This window comes from Pseudarthrobacter sp. W1I19 (assembly GCF_030817835.1).
Classification (GTDB): Bacteria; Actinomycetota; Actinomycetes; order Actinomycetales; family Micrococcaceae; genus Arthrobacter.
The window spans coordinates 2,906,405-2,927,920 of sequence record NZ_JAUSZR010000001.1; the positions used below are offsets into that span (position 1 = coordinate 2,906,405).

Consider the following 21,516-nt stretch of genomic DNA (forward strand, 5'->3'; position numbering starts at 1 on the left):
GCTCAGGCGCCTATCAGGCGTGCGGCCAGGTAGCCTTCCACCTTGTCCAGGGAGACGCGCTCCTGGCTCATGGTGTCCCGCTCGCGGATGGTCACGGCCTGGTCCTCGAGGGTGTCGAAGTCCACGGTGATGCAGAACGGGGTGCCGATTTCGTCCTGCCGGCGGTAGCGGCGGCCGATGGCACCGGCGTCGTCGAAGTCGATATTCCAGTTCTTCCGCAACTGCGCGCCGAGGTCCTTGGCCTTCGGAGACAGGTCCTCGTTGCGGCTCAGCGGGAGCACGGCGGCCTTGACCGGGGCCAGGCGGGGGTCGAGCTTCAGCACCGTGCGGACGTCCACGCCACCCTTGGCGTTGGGGGCCTCGTCCTCGGTGTAGGCGTCCACCAGGAACGCCATAAAGGAACGGGTCAGGCCGGCGGCGGGCTCGATGACGTACGGGGTGTAGCGCTCGTTGGTGGCCTGGTTGAAGTAGCTCAGGTCCGTGCCGGAGGCCTTGGCATGGGTGGAGAGATCAAAGTCGGTGCGGTTGGCGATGCCCTCCAGCTCGCCCCATTCGGAGCCCTGGAAACCGAAGCGGTACTCAATGTCCGTGGTGCCCTTGGAGTAGTGGCTCAGCTTTTCCTGCGGGTGCTCGAAGAAGCGGAGGTTCTCCTCGCGGATGCCAAGGCCGGTGTACCAGGACATGCGCTCCTTCATCCAGTACTGGTGCCATTCCTCATCGGTGCCGGGCTCAACGAAGAACTCCATTTCCATCTGCTCGAACTCACGGGTGCGGAAGATGAAGTTGCCGGGCGTGATCTCGTTGCGGAAGGACTTGCCGATCTGGCCGATGCCGAACGGCGGCTTCTTGCGGGAGGTGGTGAGGACGTTGTTGAAGTTCACGAAGATGCCCTGGGCCGTTTCCGGGCGCAGGTAGTGCATGCCTTCCTCGCTCGCCACCGGACCCAGGAAGGTCTTGAGCAGGCCGGAGAATTCCTGGGGTTCGGTCCACTGGCCGCGGGTGCCGCAATTGGCGCAGGCGATGTCCTTCAGGCCGTTCTCGGCGGGGCGGCCCTTCTTTTCCTCGTACTCTTCCTCGAGGTGGTCCGCGCGGTAGCGCTTGTGGCAGGAAAGGCACTCCACCAGCGGATCGGAGAAGACCTCGACGTGGCCGGAGGCTTCCCATACCTGGCGGGGCAGGATGACCGAGGAGTCCAGGCCCACCACGTCCTCGCGGCCGCGGACCATGGACTGCCACCACTGGCGCTTGATGTTTTCCTTCAGTTCGGCGCCGAGGGGCCCGTAGTCCCAGGCAGAACGCGAACCTCCGTAGATCTCACCGGCCTGGAACACAAAGCCCCTCCGCTTGGAGAGGGAAATGACCTGGTCGAGAACGGATTTTGCTGCCATGGGGGTAACTCCAATTTCTACAGGGCCGCTGGGTGCGGTCCGCGGTTTTCAGGCCCCGGTTGCGCCACAGGTATGCACCAGTGGCTGCCGGGAGGGGCGGATGAAGGAAAGATGCGTGAAAGCTGCGTGTCCTAGCCTACCGGTGCCTACCTGCGGAACGCTCCCCGCGGCCAGGGCAGGGTTGCCAGGACGATAGCGGCCAGGGTGAGGATGGTGCCCAACACGGTGGCCGGCGCCACCACTGTTCCCGGCGCTGGCAGGATCACGTCCAGCGCAAGCGAGCCCAGCAGCTGGCCTGCGATCATGCCAAGGCCCGTGACCAGCACGCCCAGGCTGCGGACCAGCAGTGCGCCCAGGCCAATGAACACACAACCCATGGGCCCGCCGGCGTAGTACCACCACTCCCCCGGCAGCGGGTTGCCCGGCCCGGCCACGGCCAGCTTGATGCCGTAAGCCGTCCACAGCACCAGGCCGCCGGCAACGAAGTTGACCAGCGTGGCGGCGATAGGAGTGCCGTAATGGACTGTGGCCGTCCCGTTCATGGCCTGCTGGAAGCTCATCAGGAACCCTGCCAGCACGGGCAGGAGGAGGGGAAGCAGCAGGGCTGAAGGGCCGGCGTCCGGTGCGCCGGCACCCGTGCCGTCCGCGGCCGCGCTGAACCGGGGAGAAACAGCCCAGGCGACGGCGGCGATGGTCAGCAGGCAGCCGATGATCCGGATCCCCGTGACTGATTTCTTGCCGGCCGGCCCAATGCCGAGCCGGTCAACCAGCAGTCCGCTGACGGTCTGTCCGGTGACGGTGGCAACAGTGAAGAGGGCTACGCCAAGGATGCCCACGGTGAAGGACTGAGCGAAAACGAACAGTGCACCAATACCGCCGGCGAAAACGTAGATCCGGGGAAAGGCCCTGCTCCGGACGGCGGGGAGGATGCTGGCCAGCCCGGCGCGGCCGCGTGGCAGGACCAGCGAGATGAGGATCATCAGCAGGAGGCCTGTGCTGAAACTCACCACGGACGCGGCGATGCCATCGCCCAACCGGGCTCCCAGCGCACCGTTAATGCGGCCCTGGACTGGAATGGCAAGGCCCGAGCCCACCGCCAGCGGCAGGCCTGCGAGCAGGGGCAGGCGGTGGGTGGAGGTCATTGAATCCACATTACGTCAGGCATTATTGCTTCATGAGCAACGTTGAAGAGGTCCCCATCCGCGACAGCATGATCCGCCTTGGCCAGCTCCTCAAGCTCGCCAACCTCGTGGAGGACGGCGTGGAGGCGGCGGACCTGATCAAGAACGGGCTCGTCAAGGTCAATGGGGAGATCGATGACCGCCGCGGCCGGCAGCTTCACCACGGGGACACTGTCACCGTGAACAACCAGACAGTGAAGGTCGTCGCGCCGGAGGCCTGACGCACCGACTCGGCACCCGGCGGGCCTGGCCGCCTGAGCCGCCGCCCCGCCGTCGTATGCCTACTTCTTGAGCACCTCGTGGGTAAGGAACTCGGACACGTGCCCGATCTCCTGCTGGTTGATGCCGTGCCACATGCCCGTGTAGAGCACTTTGGTCAGCTTGACGTGCTTGCGGACCCAGCCCATGGTGAATTCGATTTTGTCCGGAGTGATCACCGGGTCCTGCTGGTCCCGGCCCCAGAAGAAGGGGACGCTGCCGTCGAGTTCATTGTCCTTGAACGAGGGATCGTCCCCGGCGTCCACCACAAAACCTGAGAGTCCGACGACGGCCGCGAAGTCCGTGGGCCGCTGCCGCAGGAGCGTGGTGGCCATGGCCATGCCCATCGAGAAGCCGAGCAGGGTCACCGACGGGTGCCCCACCCGGATGGCGTCGATCCAGTCGAGCACATAGGACGAAGCCGCCTTGACCCGGTCCAGCGAGTAGTCGATGGATGCGGTGAGCGGGAACCAGGTGAAGCCGGGGCCCATGGCAATCGGTGCCCGGACCGATGCAACGGTGAAGTCATCCGGCAGCAGGTCGGCCAGACTGAGCAGGTCCTGTTCGTTGGCGCCGTAGCCATGCAGGAGCACCAGCAGCGGCTTGCCGTCGCGCTGGTCCTCGGGATGGGACCACAGAACTACAGGGGCAGGAAATACTTCGGCTTCAGTCATGGTTTCCATTCTTACAGTTACCCAAAGGTAACAACCTACGTTCGCGCAGCCCGCGCAACGGAAGGCAGGATAGGACCGTGACTGACACAACCAGCATCCCAACGTCCACTGCCCCTGCCGGATCCCACCCCTGGACCCGGTATGTGGCCATGGGCGATTCCTTTACCGAAGGCATCGGCGATCCCGAGCCTTCAAGCCCCGGCGGCTACCGCGGCTGGGCTGACAGGGTGGCGGAGGAACTGGGCCGCACCAAGCCCGACTTCGCCTATGCGAACCTGGCTGTGCGCGGCCGGCTGCTGCAGCAGGTCGTGGACCAGCAACTTGCTCCGTGCCTGGCGCTGAAGCCGGACCTGGTGACCCTCTCCGCCGGCGGAAACGACCTGATCCGCCCGGGCGGCGATCCCGATGCGCTGGCCGAGAAGCTCGATTCCGTGGTCCAGTTGCTGGCCATGGACGGCGCCACAGTGGTTCTCTTTAACGGCCCTGATACGGGGTCCTCCGTGCTGGGCAGGATCCGCAGCAAGGTGGCCATCTATAACGAAAACCTGCGGACGGTGGCAGCGCGCCATGACGCGATCATCGCCGACATGTGGTCCCTGCGCCAGCTCAACGATCCCCAGATGTGGGACGTGGACCGGCTGCACTTCTCGCCGCTGGGCCACCACACCATCGCGGCCATGGTGCTGGACGCGCTCAACGTTGACCACACCCTGGAGCCGCTGCAGCCCAAGCCGCTGCCGCCGCGGACCTGGCGTGAGGCCCGGTCCGGAGACCTCGTGTGGGCCCGGGAGTACTTTGTGCCCTGGGTGCTGCGCCGGCTGCGGAACCAGTCCTCCGGTGACGGGATCATGCCAAAGCGGCCGACGCCGGGACCTGTGTTCGGGCCGGGCGTTCCATTGGGTTCCGGCGAGGGTCCGTTGGGGAGCACCGAGGCTGCCCGGCGCTAGCGGAGTGATTGTGGCCGGCGGCCCGGTGCGGGCAGTTGAATAGCGGGGCTGACATGGAACCACATCAGGTGGTGCGGCTGCGGCTGCGGTCCCAGATGCTTCGCGGGCCCGGTGCTGCCTCGCCGGAAGCCGCCCTGCAGTCACTGCTGGCGGTGCAGGCGCAGGAGTTTCCCTATGCCAGGTGGAGTCTGGCCCAGCGCGTGGGGGCCGCTGGCGGGGATGCCAGCGCCGTCCCCGCCAGTGCGGCAGACACCGAGCAGGCAGTCGCGGACGGCCGGGTCCTGCGGACCCACATCCTCCGGCCCACCTGGCATTTTGTCCACCGGGACGATCTCCGCTGGCTCCGTGCACTCTCCGAGCCACGGCTGGAACAAATCAACGCAGCCACGTATCGCAGGACCGGTATTGACGCGGCTGCGGCCGCCCGGAGCGCGGAAGTCCTGGGCAGCGCGGTTGCGGGCGGCAACCATCTCACCCGGGACGGACTGGCGGCGCGGCTTCACGACGCCGGCTTTCCGGCTAAGGGCCTGGAGCTTGCCTACCTGATCATGCACGCGGAAATCAGCGGCGTCCTGGTCAGCGGCACGCCCGTGCACAGCCCGGGCGGGGCACTGAAACAGACATATGCGCTGTTTGATGAACGGGTCCCCGCCGGTCCCGGGATGACCAGGCCGGAAGCTGTGGCGGAACTCGCCCGCCGCTACTTCACCAGCCGCGGCCCGGCGACGGTCAAGGACTGCGCCGACTGGTCCGGGCTGACCATGACGGACGTCCGGAAGGGCCTGCAACTTGTCTGGGAGGCACATCCGGAAGCCCTGGCTGAAACGGTGATTGACGGCGTCGTCCACTATTACGCCGCCGAAAGTCCCGGCGGCAGCGAAGGGGAAGTCGAAAGTACTTCGGAAACCCGCCCCCGGATCGACTTGATCCAGTGCTACGACGAGTACGTGATGGGCTATTCGGCCACGCGGCACTATATGGGCGGCGGCGCCCCGGCCTTCCCGTTCCAGGGCGAGCCGATGCACGTGGTGCTGCTGGACGGGCGGATGGCCGGCTCGTGGCGGCACAGGCTGTTGCCTGGCCGCTGCGAGCTCGACATCCGGCTCTCCCGGACCGAAACTCCCGGCTCTCCGCTGGCCGCGGCCGTGCAGGACGCCGTGGACCGGTACAGCGCCTTCATTGGGCTTCCCACCACCCGCGTGGAGTCCGGGGCTTAAGCTGGAAGGACACCAATGAGAGGCACGGCACCGTGAGCAACTTGTTTTTCTGGATCATCATTTTGTCGTTCCTGATCCCGATGGCCATGCGGATGTACCGGAAGTCCGTCGCCCGCAGGAACCATGAACAAAGCTTCTCCGGGCGCTACCCGGACCAGTTTCCCGGCGGCGGAACGTACCCCGGCTCCAATGGCCCGCAAAGCAAACAGCCCCGGGACGGTTTCACCCAGCAGGACTACTTCGGCGGCGGGTTCCGCGAGCTTGACCGGCCGCAGCCGCTCCCGGGCGAGCCGCTGCCGCCTGTCCAGCCGCTCCCGCCGGTCCCGCCCATGGGCCAGCAGTTCCCGCCTTACGGGCAACCGATGCCCGGGCAACCGATGCCTGGACAACCCGGCTACGGTCAGCGCGAAGAAGCCCCGCAGCAGCCTGCTGCCCCCGCAACTCCCCCGCCGCCGTCGGCCCCGCAAGGCTACCGCGCGCGGAAGCTCGCCGAACTGGATCAGCAGTACAGCAACGGCGAGCTCTCCATGGAGGAGTACATGAGCCGCCGCAGCGACATCATGAACGGCTAGGCCCTGCCGTTGCTGCTTGGCCCCGGCCTTAATCCACCTGGGCCTTAATCCACCTGCGTCTTAATCCACCTGGGCCTTAATCCACTTGGGGGAAGCCCAGGTCGATGACGGACGTTGCCGGATCAGGCCACCGCGTGGTGACCACTTTGCCGCGGGTATAAAACCGGATACTGTCCGGCCCGTACATGTGGGTGTCGCCGAACAGCGAGTTCTTCCAGCCGCCGAACGAGAAGGTTCCCACGGGAACGGGAATGGGCACGTTGACGCCGACCATGCCTGCTTCTACGTCGAACTCGAACTGCCGTGCGGCACCGCCGTCGCGGGTGAAGATGGCAACGCCATTGCCGAACTCGTTGTCGTTGACCAGGCTGACGGCGTCACTGTAGGTATCCACCCGCACCACGGACAGGACCGGGCCGAAGATTTCGTCGTCGTACACCTTCATGCCCGGCTTCACGTGGTCCACCAGGCTGACTCCGATGAAGAACCCGTTTGAATCGAACTGCTGTTCGCGGCCGTCCACCACCACGGTGGCGCCTTCATTCTCTGCGCCCGCCACGTAAGAGGCCACCTTGTCACGGTGTTCGGCGGTGATCAAAGGGCCCATCTGCGACGTCGGGTCGGTGCCCGGGCCGATCGTGAGGGTGGCCATCCGGCTCTTGATGGCGGCGACGAGGTCGTCGGCGATGCTCCCGACGGCGACGAGCACGCTGACCGCCATGCAGCGCTCACCCGCCGAGCCGTAGGCGGCCGAGATTGCGGCGTCCGCGGCCATGTCCAGGTCCGCGTCTGGCAGGACCACCATGTGGTTCTTGGCCCCGCCCAGGGCCTGGACCCTTTTGCCGTGGTCCGCGGCGCGCTTGTAGATCGACTGCGCAATGGGCGTCGATCCCACGAAGCTGACGGCTTTGACGTCGCGGTGTTCGAGCAGGACGTCCACCGCCTCCTTGTCGCCCTGGACCACGTTCAGCACGCCGGCGGGCAGGCCTGCCTCCGCGAAGACCTCCGCGATGAACACCGCGGAGGACGGATCCTTTTCGCTGGGCTTCAGCAGCACGGTATTGCCGCAGGCCAAGGCGCTGCCGATCATCCAGAGCGGCACCATGGCCGGAAAGTTGAACGGGGTGATGCAGGCGACGACGCCCACCGGCTGCCGGACGGAATGGACGTCCACGCCGCTGGAGACCTGTTCGGACCGTTCGCCCTTGAGCATGTGGGACAGTCCGGTGGCGAACTCGATATTCTCGAGGCCGCGGGAGATCTCGCCTTCGGCGTCGGAAAGTACCTTGCCGTGTTCGCTGGTGAGGATGGCGGCCAGTTCGGCCTTGCGCTGGGTCAGGATTTCCCTGACCCGGAAAAAGATATTGGTCCGCTTGGCCAGGCTCGTTGCCCGCCAGGCCGGCAGCGCTGCCTTGGCCGCGGCAATGGCTTCCTCCACCCGCGCCGCGGAAGCCAGCGCCACCTGCTTCTCCTGCTCCCCGGTGGCGGGGTTGAAGACGGGGCCGAAGCGCGCGGCATCGGCAACGCGGCTGCCGTTGATGTAATGCGGAATGGTTTGCACGGCTATCTCTTTTCTATTTGGCTGATTGGAGCGAACCATCGGCAAGTTTGATGATCATGGAGCAGTCCTTGCCGGATTCGCCCGCGTCAATAAGGCGTTGGTACAGCTGCTGAACGTGCCTGCCGATTTCGAGTGGCGTGCCGGTGTCCTCCGCAGCGCTGATGGCCAGGCCGATGTCCTTGTTCGCCAGCTCGGCAGTAAACGTGGGTGCGAAATCGTTGTTGGATGCGGCGGTGGGGACTACGCCGGGAACGGGGTACCAGGTGCGCAGGGCCCAGCTGTCCCCGGACGACACGGAGGCGATGTCCCAGAACACCTTCTTATCCAGGCCCAGTCGGTCCGCCAGCACTGCACCCTCGGCCGTGGAGGCCAGGTTGATCAGGAGCATCAGGTTGTTGCAGATCTTCGCCGCCTGGCCCGTGGTGGCTCCGCCGGTAGGAATGATGTTGGCGGCCATCGGCCCGATGTAGGTGGTGGCCTCGGCCACGGCGTCCGGTTCACCGCCCACCATGAACGTCAGTGTCCCTGCCTTGGCGCCGCTCATCCCGCCTGAGACAGGGGCATCCACGAAGCGGAAGCCGGCGGCAGCGGCGGCGTCGTGCAGTTCCTTTGCTGCGGCAATGTCAATGGTGGAGGAATCCACCAGGAGTGTGCGCGCATCGGCATGCGCCAGCACGCCATCCGCTCCCAGATAGACGGCCTTTGCATGCTCGCCTTTCGGAAGCATGGTGAAGACGGCGTCCGCGCCGGTGACTGCCTCCGCGATGCTCCCGGCCGGCTTTACCCCTTCAGCCTCCGCAGCGGCGAGGGCGGCCGGGTTGAGGTCGAATCCGCGGACGTCGTGCCCCGCTTTTGCAAGGTTCGCCGACATGGATCCGCCCATGTTCCCCAAACCGATCCAACCGATTACTGCCATCGCCCAAGCTCCTTTGCTGTGCCTCCGGCCGGGAGCAGCCGGAAGGTCTGTGTCCACCATCACACCCTGCTACAGTGCAATCAAGGCGAAAAATCACAGACGGCATGTGCACTGATGCACACGAATGAAGGGACACGGATGGCGCGGCTTCCAAGTCCGGACGACTTGCTGATCTTGCTCACTGTGGCCCGGCTGGGCCGCTTCAACGCCGTAGCCGAAACGATGGGCACCACGCACACCACCATCTCGCGGCGGATCCTTGCCCTCGACAAGCAACTGGGCGGCCGCACGCTGGAGCGCAGCCCGCACGGGTGGGAGCTGACGGAGCTTGGCGCGTCGGCCGTGGCCGCGGCGGAAACGATCGAGGACACGCTCGGTTCTTTGGCCGCCGTTGTGGGCCAGGACCGGGACGCCGTGTCCGGCATGGTGCGCATCAGCACCTCTGACGGTTTCGGCGCCGAGTTCGTGGCTCCTGCACTGGTCCGCCTCCAGCAGCGGCATCCGTTGCTGAATGTGGAGATGCTCAGCGCCACACGCAAGGTCAGCCAGAACCGCTCCGGCGTGGACCTGGAAGTGGTGGTGGGCCGCACGGACGTGAGCAACGCGCAGGCCATCTTCCTGACCAACTACTTCCTGCGGCTTTACGCAAGCCCCGCCTACGCCAAGGAACGGGGTTTGCCGGAAACGCCCGACGGCGTGGGGCAGCACGGCTTCGTCTCTTACGTGGAGTCAGCACTCCAGGTTGCCGAACTGGGCCACCGGTCCTCGCAGCTTCCGGTGCCGAAATCCAGCTTCCAGGCGACCAGCATCTTTGCCCAGGTGGAGGCGGTACGCCGCGGCGGCGGCATCGGACTGCTTCCGAACTTTATGGTGGCGCAGAGTCCGGAGTTCGTTCCGGTGCTCCCCGAAGCCTTCCAGCGCCAGATTCCCATCTGGGCCGTGGCACGGCCGGAATCGCTGCGGTCCGCCCGGGTTCAGGCCGTGATTGCTGCGCTGAAGGAAGAAGTGGCGGAGCGCCAGGATCTACTGGCAGCCTAGGTCCTGGCACCCACAGCAATTGTCAGGCCTGGAAAAGGCGCCTCACCACCCGCCCTGCGGCGAGTGCGTCGAGGCCTTCGTTGATCTCGGCAAGGGGCCTGGTGTCGGTGTGCAGCAGCTCAACGGGCAGCCGGCCTTCGCGCCAGTACCCCAGGTAGAGGGGGATGTCCCGGTTCGGTACGGCGTCACCCATGTACGAACCAAGCAGCCGCTTGCCCGCTCCGGCAAACTGGAGGGCGGGCACCGTCAATTCCGCCGTGGGATGCGGCAGCCCTACCGAGACCACGGCGCCGCCACGCGTCACGTGCTCGAGGCATGAAGCAATGACCCGGGCTGAGCCCACAGCCTCTACGGCCGTATCCACACCATCACCTGCAGCCTCCGCGATCAGCCGGGCCGCGTCGTCGGGAGTCCCCACGGCCGTTGCCCCGCACTTCATGGCGAGCCCATGCTTGCTGGTGTTGGGGTCAATGGCGATCACCGCTGAGGCGCCGGCGAGCGCCGCCGCCATCACTGCCGAAAGCCCCACGGCCCCGAGGCCGAAAACGGCTACGGACTGGCCTGGTTGAACCGCCGCGGTGTTGAGCACGGCTCCCATCCCGGTGAGCACGGCGCAACCAAACATCGCCGCGATGGTGTCGGGGACGTCGTCGTCGATCACCACTACCGATTCACGGGCCACCACCGCATAATCCGCGAACGCCGAAACCCCCAGATGGTGGTTGATCCGCTGCCCCTCGGGTGTGCGCAGCAGGGCCTCGCCATGCAAAAGGTCGCCGGAGCCGTTGACCTCGGCGGCCCGGTGGCACAGGGCGGGCCGCCCCGCAAGGCACGCACGGCAGGAACCGCAACTGGGGACGAAAACGAGGACCACGTGGTCCCCCACGGACACGTCCGTGACACCTTCGCCTACCGAGGCAACCCGTCCTACGGCCTCGTGCCCCAGCGCCATGGGAAGCGGCCTGACGCGGGAACCGTCCACCACCGACAGGTCTGAGTGGCACAGGCTGGAGTAGGCGACGGTGACGCCCAGCTCGCCGGCCCGGGGTTCGGGACGGCTGAGCTCCTGAACCACCAGCGGCTGCGCTTGGCCATAGCTGGTGCCGGCGGGAACGGTGGAATAGAGGACGGCTGCTCGCATGATGTTCCTAACCTTGAAATGGGGACAGGCAGCTGCCCGGACCGGCGGTACGTGCGGTCCGGGCAGCTGCCATTTCCGTCTTGCCGTTCTGGGAAGACTACTTCTTGGTGGCTGCCAGAAGGTCAGCCGTGCCCTGGGCGTCCGCGGCATCGACGTCCCGCAGCGAAATTCCGCGGGTTTCCCTCAGGAAGAGGACAGAGACCGCTGTGACGATGCAGGCACCCAGCAGGTACAGGGCCACCGGAGTGGAGGACTTGAAACTGCCCAGCAGCGAGCTGGCGATGATCGGTGCCAGCGAACCGGCCACGATCGAGGTCACCTGATAGCCCAGCGAAACGCCCGAATACCGCATCCTGGTGGGGAACATTTCAGCCATGATGGACGGCTGCCCGGCGTACATGAGTGCGTGGAACAGCAGGCCGATGGTGATGGCGGCCAGGATGACGAGGTCGTTGGCGGTGTCCATCATGGGGAACGCGAAGAAGCCCCACGTTCCGCCCAGGACGGCACCTGCCATGTAGACCGGGCGGCGGCCGAAGGCGTCAGACATTTTGCCAACAAGCGGGACAGCGCAGAAGTGAATGAAGTGGGCCACGAGCAGCAGCAGCAGGATGCGGGACGTGTCGGTCTGGACAACGACCTTCAGGTAGGTGATAGAGAAAGTCACCACGAGGTAATAGAGGATGTTCTCGGCAAAACGCAGGCCCATGGCGGTGAAGACACCCCTTGGGTAACGGCGGAAAACCTCGGCCACGCCGTAACCCTTTTTCTCTTCCGTGACCTCCCTCCGGGCCTCCAGGAAGATGGGGGCATCCTGAACCTTGGTGCGGATGTAATAGCCGATGACGACGATCACTGCCGAGAGCCAGAAGGCCACGCGCCAGCCCCAGCCGAGGAACGCCTCCTGCGAAAGGGTGGAGGACAGGATGAACAGCACGCCGGTGGCGAGCAGGTTGCCCATGGGGACGGCGGATTGCGGCCAGCTGGACCAGAAGCCACGCGACTTGTTGGGGCTGTGCTCGGCAACTAGCAGCACTGCGCCGCCCCATTCGCCACCCACGGCGAAGCCCTGGACGAAGCGAAGGAACACCAGCGCCGCCGGAGCCCAGTAACCGATCTGGGCAAAGCCTGGCAGGCAGCCCATCAGGAAGGTGGCCACTCCTACCAGGATGATGCTCAGCTGCAGGAGCTGCTTCCGGCCGAACTTGTCCCCGAAGTGGCCGAAGACAATGCCGCCTACAGGCCGGGCAACGAAGCCCACGGCGTAAGTGACGAATGCGGCAATGATGCCGTCCAGCTCGGTTCCGGAGTTGGGGAAGAACATCTTCCCGAACACCAAAGTGGCTGCTGAGGCGTACAGGAAGAACTCATACCACTCCACGACGGTGCCGGCCATGGAGGCTGCAACAACTTTTCGCAGGCCTGACGCCTTGACATCGGTTTCCCCGGACCGTTGTGCGGCGGACTTTTCCGTACTCATTGATGAACTCCTTCGGCGTCTTCTTCGACACCACTGGACAGGCTAAGGCGGGTACGTGTGATTTTGGCCACGCGCCGCCGGGTCCAAATGAGTATCGTCTGCCATTCCGTCGAGCTCAACGACGAATCCTGCAGAGGCTATCTGCATTTATGCACAATCCCGCCGGTGGCGGTCCGGCTATGCCGCCAAGTGCACCCGGAGCTGGTTGCCCAGCTGGCCGATTTCGGTGAGGAAACCGTCGTGTCCGATGGGCGCCTCGATGAAGTGGACGTCCACGTCCCCCGGGAGTGCGCGGGCCAGTTCCAGGGACTGGGACGGGAAGTAGAGCCGGTCCGAATCCACGGCGGCCACGAAGAAGCGTGCACCGGCACGGGACAACGTTTGTTCGAGTGGCCCGCGGCCGCGGCAGACGTCGTGGCTCATCAGCGCCTCGGTAATGGCGATATAGCTGTTGGCATCAAACCGCTGGACCAGCTTGGTGCCCTGATGGTCCAGGTAGCTCTCCACCTGGTAGCGTCCGCGCGCCGCGAGCTGCTCGCCCTGGAGCGGCGATTCCGGGGCCTGGGGTGTCCGGCCGAAGCGGCCGTCCAGCTCCCCGGGTGAACGGTATGTGATGTGGGCTATGCGCCGGGCCAGGGCCAGGCCCTCTTCCGGCGACGGCCCGCCGTAGTAGTCGCCGCCGTTGAAGTTGGCATCCTGGCGGATGGCGAGCGTCTGTGCCTGGGCAAAGGCGATCTGTTCGGCGGTGCTCGCGGCCCCCACGGAAATCACGGCGCAGCGCTGCACGCGTTCCGGATACGTCACGGCCCATTCCAGGGCCCGCGCGCCGCCCATGGACCCGCCCAGCACTGCGAACCAGCTGCTGATGCCCAGCTGGTCCGCCAGCCGGGCCTCCGCCGCGGTGCTGTCCCGGAGGGTCACCAGCGGGAACCGGGAGCCCCACGGCGTGCCGTCGGGTGCGGGCGAGGACGGGCCGGTGGACCCGTAACAGCCGCCCACAATGTTGATTGAGACGACGAAAAACCGGTCGGTGTCCACCGGAGCGCCGGGGCCTGCAAGCTGCTCCCACCAGCCTTCTTCGTTGGTGTCGCCGCGGGTCACGTGCGTGCTGCCGGTGAGCGCGTGCTCGATCAGGACAGCGTTGCTGCCGTCCGCGTTGAGCGTGCCCCAGGTTTCGTAGGCCAAGGTGACATCCGGCAGGTAGCCGCCGGCTTCCAGCTTTAGATCGCCAATGGAGGCATAGCGGACAATCCCGTGTTCGGGAACGGTGGTACGGGTGACGGTAACCGTCATGGCAAGACCTCTTCTACGCGCTTGCCTGCCGTCGTCTGACCGGCAGGCCAGGTCTTCACCCGGGGCACCCCACCGCGGAAGGAGGGTTGCCGGCCAGCAAGCCGGGGCTGTCACTGGCACTCATGACCTGCATTGAGTGTACGAAACAGCCCCCGCCTGCCGCCAAGAGTGTGACTGGTTGTGACTTCCCGGCTTGCCGCTGGTGCCCCTCATCAGGCGACGCTGGTGCCCGTGGTCAGGCGCCGCTGGCCTCCTTGGCGGCACGGAAGCCGGCTTCGAGGTCAGCGAGGATGTCATCGATATGCTCGATTCCCACGGAAAGCCGAACCAGGCCGGGGGTGACGCCGGCTACTTCCTGCTGTTCCGGCGAGAGCTGGCTGTGGGTGGTCGACGCCGGATGGATCACCAGGGAGCGGACGTCGCCGATGTTGGCAACATGGGAGTGCAGTTCCAGGGCGTCCACGAAGCGCTTGCCCGCCTCGGCCCCGCCGGCCAGATTGAACGAGACGATGGCCCCGGTCCCCTTGGGTCCGTACTTGCGGCCCCGCTCGTACCAGGGGCTGGAGGGCAGGCCCGCGTAGGCGACGGATTTGACGTCGTCCCTTCCTTCCAGCCAGCGCGCCACTTCGGTGGCATTGGCCACGTGCCGTTCCACCCGCAGGCTCAGGGTCTCAAGTCCCTGGGCGATCAGGAACGCGTTGAAGGGCGACACCGCCGAGCCCAGGTCGCGCAGGAGCTGGACCCGGGCCTTGAGGATGTAGGACAGGTTGGCGCCCAGCGCTCCATCGGCGCCGAGGTCGCGGGCGTAGACCAGCCCGTTGTAGGTGGGGTCCGGGGTGTTGAAACCAGGGAACTTCTCCGGGTCATTACCAAAATCGAACTTCCCCGAGTCCACAATCACTCCGGCAATGGCGGACCCATGGCCGCCCAGGTACTTGGTGGCCGAGTGCACCACGATGTCCGCGCCCCATTCGAGCGGGCGGATCAGGTACGGGGTGGACAAGGTGTTGTCCACGATGAGGGGCACGCCGGCCTCGTGTGCAACCTGGGACACGCCTTCAATGTCCAGGACGTCCTGCCGCGGGTTGGAAACCACCTCACCGAAGAAGAGTTTGGTGTTGGGCTGCACCGCGTCGCGCCACTGGTCCAGGTTGTCCGGGTCCGCCACAAAGGTGACCGAGATGCCGAACTTCTTCAGCGTATGCGCGAAGAGGTTGTAGGTGCCGCCGTAGAGGCTGGGGCTGGCCACGATGTGGTCTCCGGCTTCGGCGATGTTCAGGATGGCGAATGTTTCTGCGGCCTGCCCGGAGCTGAGCAGCAGGGCTCCCAGGCCGCCCTCAAGGCTGGCGATCCGCTGTTCCACGGCCTCCTGTGTGGGATTGCCGATCCTGGTGTAGATGGGAGCCAGTTCGGCCAGGGCGAAGCGGTTGGCCGCACTTTCCGCGCTCGGGAACACAAAGGACGTGGTCTGGTAGATGGGGAGGGCGCGGGCGCCGGTGGCGCTGTCCGGTTCCTGGCCGATGTGGATCTGGCGGGTTTCGAAGGACCATCCGTTGGACAATTCAAGGCTCCTTTGACATGGGCCCGGCATGCTCGAAGCACTGCGGGCCGCGCTTGCTATCCGGCCTCTTGCCGGACAGCCAGGTCCTCACCCGGGGCACCCCACCGCGGTTGGAGGGTTGCCGGCCAGCGAGCCGGGGCTTGATGCTGGCACTCATGACCTGAGCCCAGTGTAGGAACACGCAGAGTGCGCCCGACAGCATTGTGACGAACATGGTCCTGAACATCTTTACGCGCGCTGGTACGAATTTATGAGGCTTGACCAGCGGAAATCCCAGTAAGGGTACCCTTAGCTGAGAGCCCGATCACAAAGTGCCAAGATGATGGCATGCGCATGGATCACGTCTCTTACGCCTGTGAACACGATGGCCTGGCGGCCACCACCGAACGTATTTCTTCTGCCCTCGGCGTCGAGGCAGTGAAGGGCGGGGTACACCCCCGGTTCGGCACCCGAAACATGATCATCCCCCTCGCCGGGCACAAATACCTCGAAGTCGTGGAGGTCCTGGACCACCCCGCTTCGGACAAGGCGCCGTTTGGACAGGCAGTGCGTGCCCGGTCTGCTGCGGGCGGCGGCTGGATGGGCTGGTGCGTCGAAGTGGACGACCTCGCCCGGTTCGAAGAGCGGCTGGGACGCTCTGCCGTCAACGGCAACCGCAAGTTCCCTGACGGCCGCGAACTGGTCTGGAAGCAGATTGGCATCCTCGGTCTGATCGCCGACCCCCAGGTTCCCTACATGCTCAAGTGGGAGGGCGATCCATCCCTGCACCCGTCCAACGCGTACGAGAGCAACGTCAAGATGAGCTGCCTCACCATCGCCGGCTCGGCTGCACGGGTCACCGAGTGGCTGGGCGAGCCGGTGGAAAAGCCCCTCGAAGACGTGGCCGTTGAGTGGGTGGCACCGCACGGGACGCCCGGCATCCTGTCCGTCACTTTCGAAACCGCCACCGGAGCAGTCACCATCTGACGTTCCATCCGATGCCCGGGCCGCCGCGCGCGGTCATCGCAGTGGTGCGCCCGGGCTATTGCCTGGGTACCCTGTCCTCCCAAACTTCGGCCGCCATCAGCCGGTGACAACGGCGTCACCAGTTGATGGCGGCCGAATTCATTTTCTGCCTCCCGTTGCTCACACCTTCTGCTGGAATGCTCCAGTGGCGAGTGGGGCTGCTGCCCTACGGCACCGGCGCCGGCGGGACTGGTGCGCTACGGCACCGGCGCCATTTGCCGCTTGCTGCTCCGTCGTCGCTCTGACTCAAGCTACACAAATGACCCCAGCGCCTTCACATAGTTTCCGGTCATCTTAATTCGTACGGGGGTGCCGGGTGTGGGAGCTCCTACCCGCTGCGATGCGCGTTTTCGATCGGCTCCCTTTGGTCGGACGTGCAAGAAACTTTTCATAGTTCTCCCAGGAACCGAAACTTGGCGCTCCCAAAATGTCAGACCCCGTTGTCATGATGGGTTTATGGGGAAGGCGGCGGTGGTGAAGGCATTTGAGGACATCAAGGCCGCCCTTGTTGTGCTCAACGCGGAGGCGGAGGGGTGTGGTTCGGAGCCGTTCGCGGATGCTGATCCGTTAGCCGGGCTGGCGGATGGGTGCCTGGACATTCTTGCCAGGGCACGGGTGGCGGACGCCGGGATCGCTGGTTTGAAGGCCCGGGCTGCCGTCACGTATGCGGACACTGCCCACGCCATTGCGGGGCCGGCCGTGCCGGTGCAGGCGCAGGAGATGGCTGTCGCCGCGGAAATCGGCGCCCTCCTGGCTCTCGGTTCCCGGGCAGCCGGTGCATTCCCGGCCGCGTCCCACGCCATAACGAAGGAACGGCCGCTGACGTTGTCGGCCTTGCAGGCCGGGACGATCTCCTGGCAGCATGCCATGGTCGTGGTGGAGGAAACCGCCGGCCTTGACCCCGCCGGCGCCGCCGCACTCGAGGCACACTTCCTGGACCCGGACGTGCCCCGGCCACCTACGGCCGCCCCCATCGGGGAGCTGCCCGCCTACCGGTTCCGCCATAAGGCCAAGAACTGGCGGGAACGCCACCACCCCGAATCCATGGAGAAGCGCCACGTCAAGGGTGTGGCGGACCGGCGGGTGGAATACCGGCCAGACCGCGACGGGATGGCCTGGCTGTCCGCCTGCCTGCCCGCGGACCAGGCGATGGCGGGCTGGAACCGGCTCACCGCCCTCGCCCGCGGAATGCAAGGACCCGGCGAGACCCGCACCCTCACCCAGTTGAAGGCCGACACCTTTACCGATGCGATCCTTGGCAGCGGCAACCACACCGGGTTCGCCCATGCAGGCGGCAGCAACGGTAACAGCACCGAAAGAATGGATGGCCTGCACGGCAGCGGTACTCCCGGCGACAACGGGAACGGCGTGGCTGGCAGCCCTGGCGGTGGACTGACGGGCGGCGGTGTTGGTGGCGGGGGTGGAACAGGTCCAGGACCAGCCTCCGGCCAGCGATCACCGATCCATGCGCAGGTTCTGGTCACCGTCCCCGTGCTCACCCTGATGGGCCTGACCGACGAACCGGCAATGCTGGACGGCTACGGCCCGATCCCGCCGTCAATGGCCCGGCGGCTCGTCGCTGAAGGTGCCGGTTCGTTCTATCGTGTGCTGGTAGATCCGCGGGACGGGGCACCGTTGGAGATTGGCCGGACCAGCTACCGGGTGAGCAAGGCGATGCGGAACTGGCTCAGGTTGCGGGACGGTAAATGCCCGTTCCCCGGCTGCAACAACCCATCCCTGGACAACGAGGCCGACCATATCCTCGCGTGGCATCAGGGCGGCAGCACCGGGGTATCGAACCTGGGACAACCCTGCCCGAAACACCACAAACTCCGCCACACCAGCGGCTGGAAACCCACCCCGGCTACCAAAACCGAACCACCCGGCTGGACCTCACCTACCGGCAGGCACTACAAAAGCGAACACCAGGACTGGGAACCACCCAACTGGCCACAACAACTGAAGCCAGGACAACCGCAACCCGCTCGCCTCAATCCGACCTGCCTGCCACCTGATTTTGTCTACGGTCCCTCCACAGGAGAAGGCAGCATCATACGGTTCCTCCACGGCCGCTCTTAGCGAACCCGGAATCTAAGAGTGCCGCCCGGTGACCCGCAGATGACGCATGCCAGGCGTTCGGTGCTGGACGGGTGAATCACTCCGACACGGATGAACTGCCGTCGACCGAGCGCTTGCTGTGCCAGCTAGGGCGGGTCAGCTTGGGCGCGTCAGCTTGGCTGCAATTCGGCCGCATCAACCTGGCTGCGTCAGCTTGGGCTGGGTCAGCTTGCCTGCCTTAGCCCAGCCCGACCGCCCTGCCAAAGAGGCTGAAGCCAACAAAGGCCACGATGTCCAGGAGTGCATGGGCGATCACCAGCGGCATCACCCGCCGCGTCCGGGTATACAGCCACGCGAAGACCACCCCCATCACAAAATTGCCGATAAATGGTCCGAACCCCTGGTACAGGTGGTAACTGCCGCGCAGAAGCGAGCTCACCAGAATGGCGAGCGGCACGCTCCAGCCGAACTTCCCAAACCGGTCCATCAGATACCCCACCACAATGACTTCCTCCACCACGGCATGACGGATGGCGGACAGAATCAGCACCGGGACTGTCCACCAGTAGGCGTCCAGCGCACTGGGAATGATCGCGGTGGTGATTCCCAGCGCCCTTCCCGCCGCGTACAGGCCAAGGGACGGGATGCCGATCAGCGCCGCCAGTCCCAGCCCCTGGAGCAGGTCCCGGCCCGGGCGCGCGAAGTTGAAGCCCAGCTTGCGGAATGCGGAACCAGGGTTGCCGCCGTCGCCTGCCGCAGCGTGCCGCTGGTCGGTGAGGAAGTAGATCACCAGCAGCACCGGCACAAGCGCGAAAATGATGTCCAGCAGCTGGTAGGTGAGGTCGAAATACTCCCGGGTGCTCTGGGAGCGGTTCAGGGTGGAGGTGCCTTCCGCCAGCGGCGCCCGGGTCATCTTGTCCAGAAGCTGCACCACGGAGTACACGGCAGACTGCCCCAGGGACAGGCCTAAGACAATCCAGACTTCGATCCGCAGGCGACGGCGGGAGGGAACCAGCATGTACCTATCTTGCCTGCAGTTTCTGGATCAGCCCTGATTGCCCTCTGGCATCCGGCAGCGTGGTTACTGGGGCCGGACGCCTAACCTGGCGCCGGGGCCGGCCCCGCGGTCAGCTGCCGGCCACAATCACTTCCGTGCCCTTGGCCTCGAATGCCGCCTTGTCCCGCGCCGAGATGCCCGAGTCCGTGATCAGGCGGGTGAAGTTGTACCCGTCCATGGTGGCGAAGGCACGCACGCCAACCTTGGAGGAGTCAGCCAGCACGTAGGAAACGCGCGCGCGGCTGGCCAGCAGGGCGTTGACCGATGCCTCGCCCTCCCCCGTGTTGGTTGGCCCTACCTCGGGATCGATGCCGTTGACACCGATGAAGGCGATGTCCAGCACCACCTTCTGCATAATGATGTCCGTGTAGGGGCCCACCAGTTCGTAGGACCTCGGGTTCAGGATCCCGCCGGTAACCATGACCTTGATATTGGGCCGCACGGCCAACTGCCCTGCGATGTTGATGGCGTTTGTGACCACCGTCAGGGTGGGCTGGTTGGAGGGCGCGTTGAGATCTTCCCGGGTGGCCAGGATCTGTGCCAGCACAGTGCTGGTGGTGCCGCCGCACAGGCCAATAACGGCGCCGGGAGCTATGAGGTCGGACGCGGCCTGGGCGATCTGCTGCTTGGCCTCGGCGTGATCATCCCGGTTGTACCGGCCGGGGAGGTCGTAGGCAAGGGCACCCGTTGTGGCCCCGCCCCGGGTACGTGTGAGCAGCCGGCGCTTGGCCAGGCTGTCCAGGTCGCGCCGGGCAGTGGCAGGCGAGACGTGGAGGGTGCTGACGATCTCATCGACCTCAACTTGGCCGGTCTTGGCGAGGAGGTCGAGGATTGCCGTCAGACGGTCGGTGCGGGTCATGCAAGTGCCTCCAGATACTCCCGCCACCAGCTTCGATGACGTTTCCTGATCATAACAGAACCCAAATGATCATCTAACGTCACATCGGAGGAAAAGGTCAGCGAGCCCGAGCTCCAGCCCGCCATACAGCGTACGTCAGCGGCATGCCCGGGCGGTACGCGAGGTGCGTCGCGGACGGCGCGTTCAGCAGGTGGAGGTCAGCCCGATGTCCGACGGCGATGGAACCCACCGCCCGTTCGCCGTCGACGTCGTTCCCCTTGTCCTTCCCTAGCGCGAGAGCCCCGCCGTAGGTTGCAGCCCGCACGGCTTCATGGACGCTCAGATGCATCTGCAGCACCGCCGTTGTCACGCAAAAGGCCATGGAGCTGGTGTAGGACGTGCCCGGGTTGCAGTTCGAGGCGAGCGCCACCTGGACACCGGCGTCGAGGAGTTCCCGCGCCGGGGCAAGTGGTTGGCGGGTCGAGAGGTCGCAGGCGGGCAGGCATGTTGCCACCGTGCCGCGAGTACCGGTTCCGGTGGCGGTATCCCACCCGGTCCAGGTCCCGACCAGGGCATCCACGTCCTTGTCCGCCAGGTAATTCACGTGGTCCACACTGGCGGCTTCGAACTCAACCGCGAGCTGGACACCGGGCCCCTCGCCGAGCTGGTTGCCGTGGACGCGCAGTCCCAGGCCGGCGTCGCGGCAGGCCAGCAGGACCCGGCGGGACTGCTCGGCGTCGAAGGCCCCCTCCTCACAGAACACGTCGGCCCACTGCGCGTAAGGGCGGACAGCGGCGAGCATCGGGCCGCACACGAGGTCCAGGTAGTCGTCCGGATCCTGCCCGGCGGGGACAAGGTGCGCACCAAGGTATGTCACCTGGTCCGCAATGGTGGAGGCGATGCGCGCGCTCCGGGCTTCATGCTCAACGTCCAGGCCGTATCCGGTTTTGGTCTCCAGGTAGGTGGTTCCCTGCGAAACGGCTTCGGCCACCCGGCCCAGCGCCAGCCGAGTGAGGTCGTAGTCGGACGTTGCCCTGGTGGCGTTCATCGTCACCCCGATGCCGCCTGCGGAGTAGGACTCGCCCGCCATCCGCGCCTCGAATTCGGCCGTCCGGTCGCCCGCAAACAGCAGGTGGGTGTGCGAGTCCACCCACCCCGGGAGCATGGCACGCCCACCCGCGTCGACCGCGTCATCCGCAGCGGGAGCGTCGGCTGCAGCACCGATCCACGAAATCCGCTCGCCGTCAATCACCACGGCGGCATCTTTCAAGACCCGGTGGTCCAGGTCCTGGGTCATCAGCTCGGCGATATTGGTGATCAGGGTGCTCATA

19 protein-coding genes and 2 riboswitches are annotated in these 21,516 nt (G+C 65.7%); of the genes, 7 read left to right on the forward strand and 12 right to left on the reverse strand.

From position 1 onward, the window contains the following. Window positions 1-2 precede the first annotated feature (2 nt). Both QF038_RS13670 and QF038_RS13675 read right to left on the reverse strand, forming a co-directional pair. Window positions 3-1,388, reverse strand: coding sequence for a glycine--tRNA ligase (locus QF038_RS13670; protein ID WP_307610618.1), 1,386 nt, complete (start codon window positions 1,386-1,388; stop codon window positions 3-5). 146 nt (window positions 1,389-1,534) lie between these two features. Beyond that, window positions 1,535-2,530, reverse strand: a complete 996-nt coding sequence (locus QF038_RS13675) for a DMT family transporter (protein WP_307610619.1) — start codon at window positions 2,528-2,530, stop codon at window positions 1,535-1,537. Window positions 2,531-2,562: 32 nt separating this feature from the next. Between QF038_RS13675 and QF038_RS13680 the strand changes: the two genes are divergently transcribed. Continuing rightward, window positions 2,563-2,790 (forward strand): RNA-binding S4 domain-containing protein, encoded by a 228-nt coding sequence (locus QF038_RS13680; RefSeq protein WP_091418257.1) that lies wholly within the window; start codon window positions 2,563-2,565, stop codon window positions 2,788-2,790. A gap of 60 nt (window positions 2,791-2,850) precedes the next feature. Here the strand turns inward: QF038_RS13680 and QF038_RS13685 are convergent, their stop codons facing one another. Further along, entirely contained in the window at window positions 2,851-3,501 is a 651-nt protein-coding gene (locus tag QF038_RS13685; RefSeq protein WP_307610620.1) for an alpha/beta hydrolase, read from the reverse strand. Window positions 3,502-3,650: 149 nt separating this feature from the next. Between QF038_RS13685 and QF038_RS13690 the strand changes: the two genes are divergently transcribed. Genes QF038_RS13690 through QF038_RS13700 form a run of 3 tightly spaced genes read left to right on the forward strand, consistent with a single transcriptional unit; the run spans window position 3,651 to window position 6,237 of the window. Then, the gene (locus tag QF038_RS13690; protein ID WP_307613482.1) at window positions 3,651-4,448 is read left to right on the forward strand and encodes an SGNH/GDSL hydrolase family protein; all 798 of its coding nucleotides are present in this window, start codon (window positions 3,651-3,653) and stop codon (window positions 4,446-4,448) included. 53 nt (window positions 4,449-4,501) lie between these two features. Continuing rightward, on the forward strand, window positions 4,502-5,665 hold the full coding sequence (locus QF038_RS13695) for a winged helix DNA-binding domain-containing protein (RefSeq protein ID WP_307610621.1): 1,164 nt from the start codon (window positions 4,502-4,504) through the stop codon (window positions 5,663-5,665). A gap of 32 nt (window positions 5,666-5,697) precedes the next feature. After that, a complete protein-coding gene (locus tag QF038_RS13700) occupies window positions 5,698-6,237 on the forward strand; it encodes a hypothetical protein (protein WP_307610622.1) in 540 nt (179 codons plus the stop codon). Between the two features lie 76 nt (window positions 6,238-6,313). On the opposite strand, the gene QF038_RS13705 is transcribed toward QF038_RS13700, so the two are convergent. Beyond that, window positions 6,314-7,798 (reverse strand): CoA-acylating methylmalonate-semialdehyde dehydrogenase, encoded by a 1,485-nt coding sequence (locus QF038_RS13705; RefSeq protein WP_307610623.1) that lies wholly within the window; start codon window positions 7,796-7,798, stop codon window positions 6,314-6,316. A 13-nt stretch (window positions 7,799-7,811) separates the two neighbouring features. After that, complete coding sequence (gene mmsB, locus QF038_RS13710; protein WP_307610624.1) at window positions 7,812-8,714, reverse strand: 3-hydroxyisobutyrate dehydrogenase; 903 nt, start codon at window positions 8,712-8,714, stop codon at window positions 7,812-7,814. Window positions 8,715-8,852: 138 nt separating this feature from the next. Between mmsB and QF038_RS13715 the strand changes: the two genes are divergently transcribed. Then, window positions 8,853-9,752, forward strand: coding sequence for a LysR family transcriptional regulator (locus QF038_RS13715; RefSeq protein ID WP_307610625.1), 900 nt, complete (start codon window positions 8,853-8,855; stop codon window positions 9,750-9,752). Window positions 9,753-9,774: 22 nt separating this feature from the next. Here the strand turns inward: QF038_RS13715 and QF038_RS13720 are convergent, their stop codons facing one another. From QF038_RS13720 to QF038_RS13735, 4 genes are all read right to left on the reverse strand, one after another. Beyond that, window positions 9,775-10,893, reverse strand: a complete 1,119-nt coding sequence (locus QF038_RS13720; protein WP_307610626.1) for an alcohol dehydrogenase catalytic domain-containing protein — start codon at window positions 10,891-10,893, stop codon at window positions 9,775-9,777. Window positions 10,894-10,990: 97 nt separating this feature from the next. Further along, window positions 10,991-12,373, reverse strand: coding sequence for an MFS transporter (locus tag QF038_RS13725; protein ID WP_091418270.1), 1,383 nt, complete (start codon window positions 12,371-12,373; stop codon window positions 10,991-10,993). A gap of 177 nt (window positions 12,374-12,550) precedes the next feature. Continuing rightward, complete coding sequence (locus QF038_RS13730; RefSeq protein WP_307610627.1) at window positions 12,551-13,666, reverse strand: homoserine O-acetyltransferase; 1,116 nt, start codon at window positions 13,664-13,666, stop codon at window positions 12,551-12,553. 12 nt (window positions 13,667-13,678) lie between these two features. Next, window positions 13,679-13,794, reverse strand: a riboswitch (SAM riboswitch). A gap of 107 nt (window positions 13,795-13,901) precedes the next feature. Next, a complete protein-coding gene (locus QF038_RS13735; protein WP_307610628.1) occupies window positions 13,902-15,227 on the reverse strand; it encodes a bifunctional o-acetylhomoserine/o-acetylserine sulfhydrylase in 1,326 nt (441 codons plus the stop codon). A 44-nt stretch (window positions 15,228-15,271) separates the two neighbouring features. Further along, a riboswitch (SAM riboswitch) is annotated at window positions 15,272-15,388 on the reverse strand. A gap of 166 nt (window positions 15,389-15,554) precedes the next feature. Between QF038_RS13735 and QF038_RS13740 the strand changes: the two genes are divergently transcribed. Next, window positions 15,555-16,193 carry a VOC family protein gene (locus QF038_RS13740; protein ID WP_307610629.1) on the forward strand — a complete coding sequence of 213 codons (639 nt, stop codon included), beginning with the start codon at window positions 15,555-15,557 and terminating at the stop codon, window positions 16,191-16,193. A 495-nt stretch (window positions 16,194-16,688) separates the two neighbouring features. Continuing rightward, window positions 16,689-18,311, forward strand: a complete 1,623-nt coding sequence (locus tag QF038_RS13745; protein WP_307610630.1) for an HNH endonuclease signature motif containing protein — start codon at window positions 16,689-16,691, stop codon at window positions 18,309-18,311. Between the two features lie 217 nt (window positions 18,312-18,528). Here the strand turns inward: QF038_RS13745 and QF038_RS13750 are convergent, their stop codons facing one another. From QF038_RS13750 to hutI, 3 genes are all read right to left on the reverse strand, one after another. Then, window positions 18,529-19,308: a CPBP family intramembrane glutamic endopeptidase gene (locus tag QF038_RS13750; protein ID WP_307610631.1), complete on the reverse strand. Its 780-nt coding sequence runs from the start codon at window positions 19,306-19,308 to the stop codon at window positions 18,529-18,531. A 109-nt stretch (window positions 19,309-19,417) separates the two neighbouring features. Further along, on the reverse strand, window positions 19,418-20,206 hold the full coding sequence (locus tag QF038_RS13755) for a DeoR/GlpR family DNA-binding transcription regulator (protein WP_307610632.1): 789 nt from the start codon (window positions 20,204-20,206) through the stop codon (window positions 19,418-19,420). 97 nt (window positions 20,207-20,303) lie between these two features. After that, entirely contained in the window at window positions 20,304-21,515 is a 1,212-nt protein-coding gene (hutI, locus tag QF038_RS13760) for an imidazolonepropionase (protein ID WP_307610633.1), read from the reverse strand. Window position 21,516 lies beyond the last annotated feature (1 nt).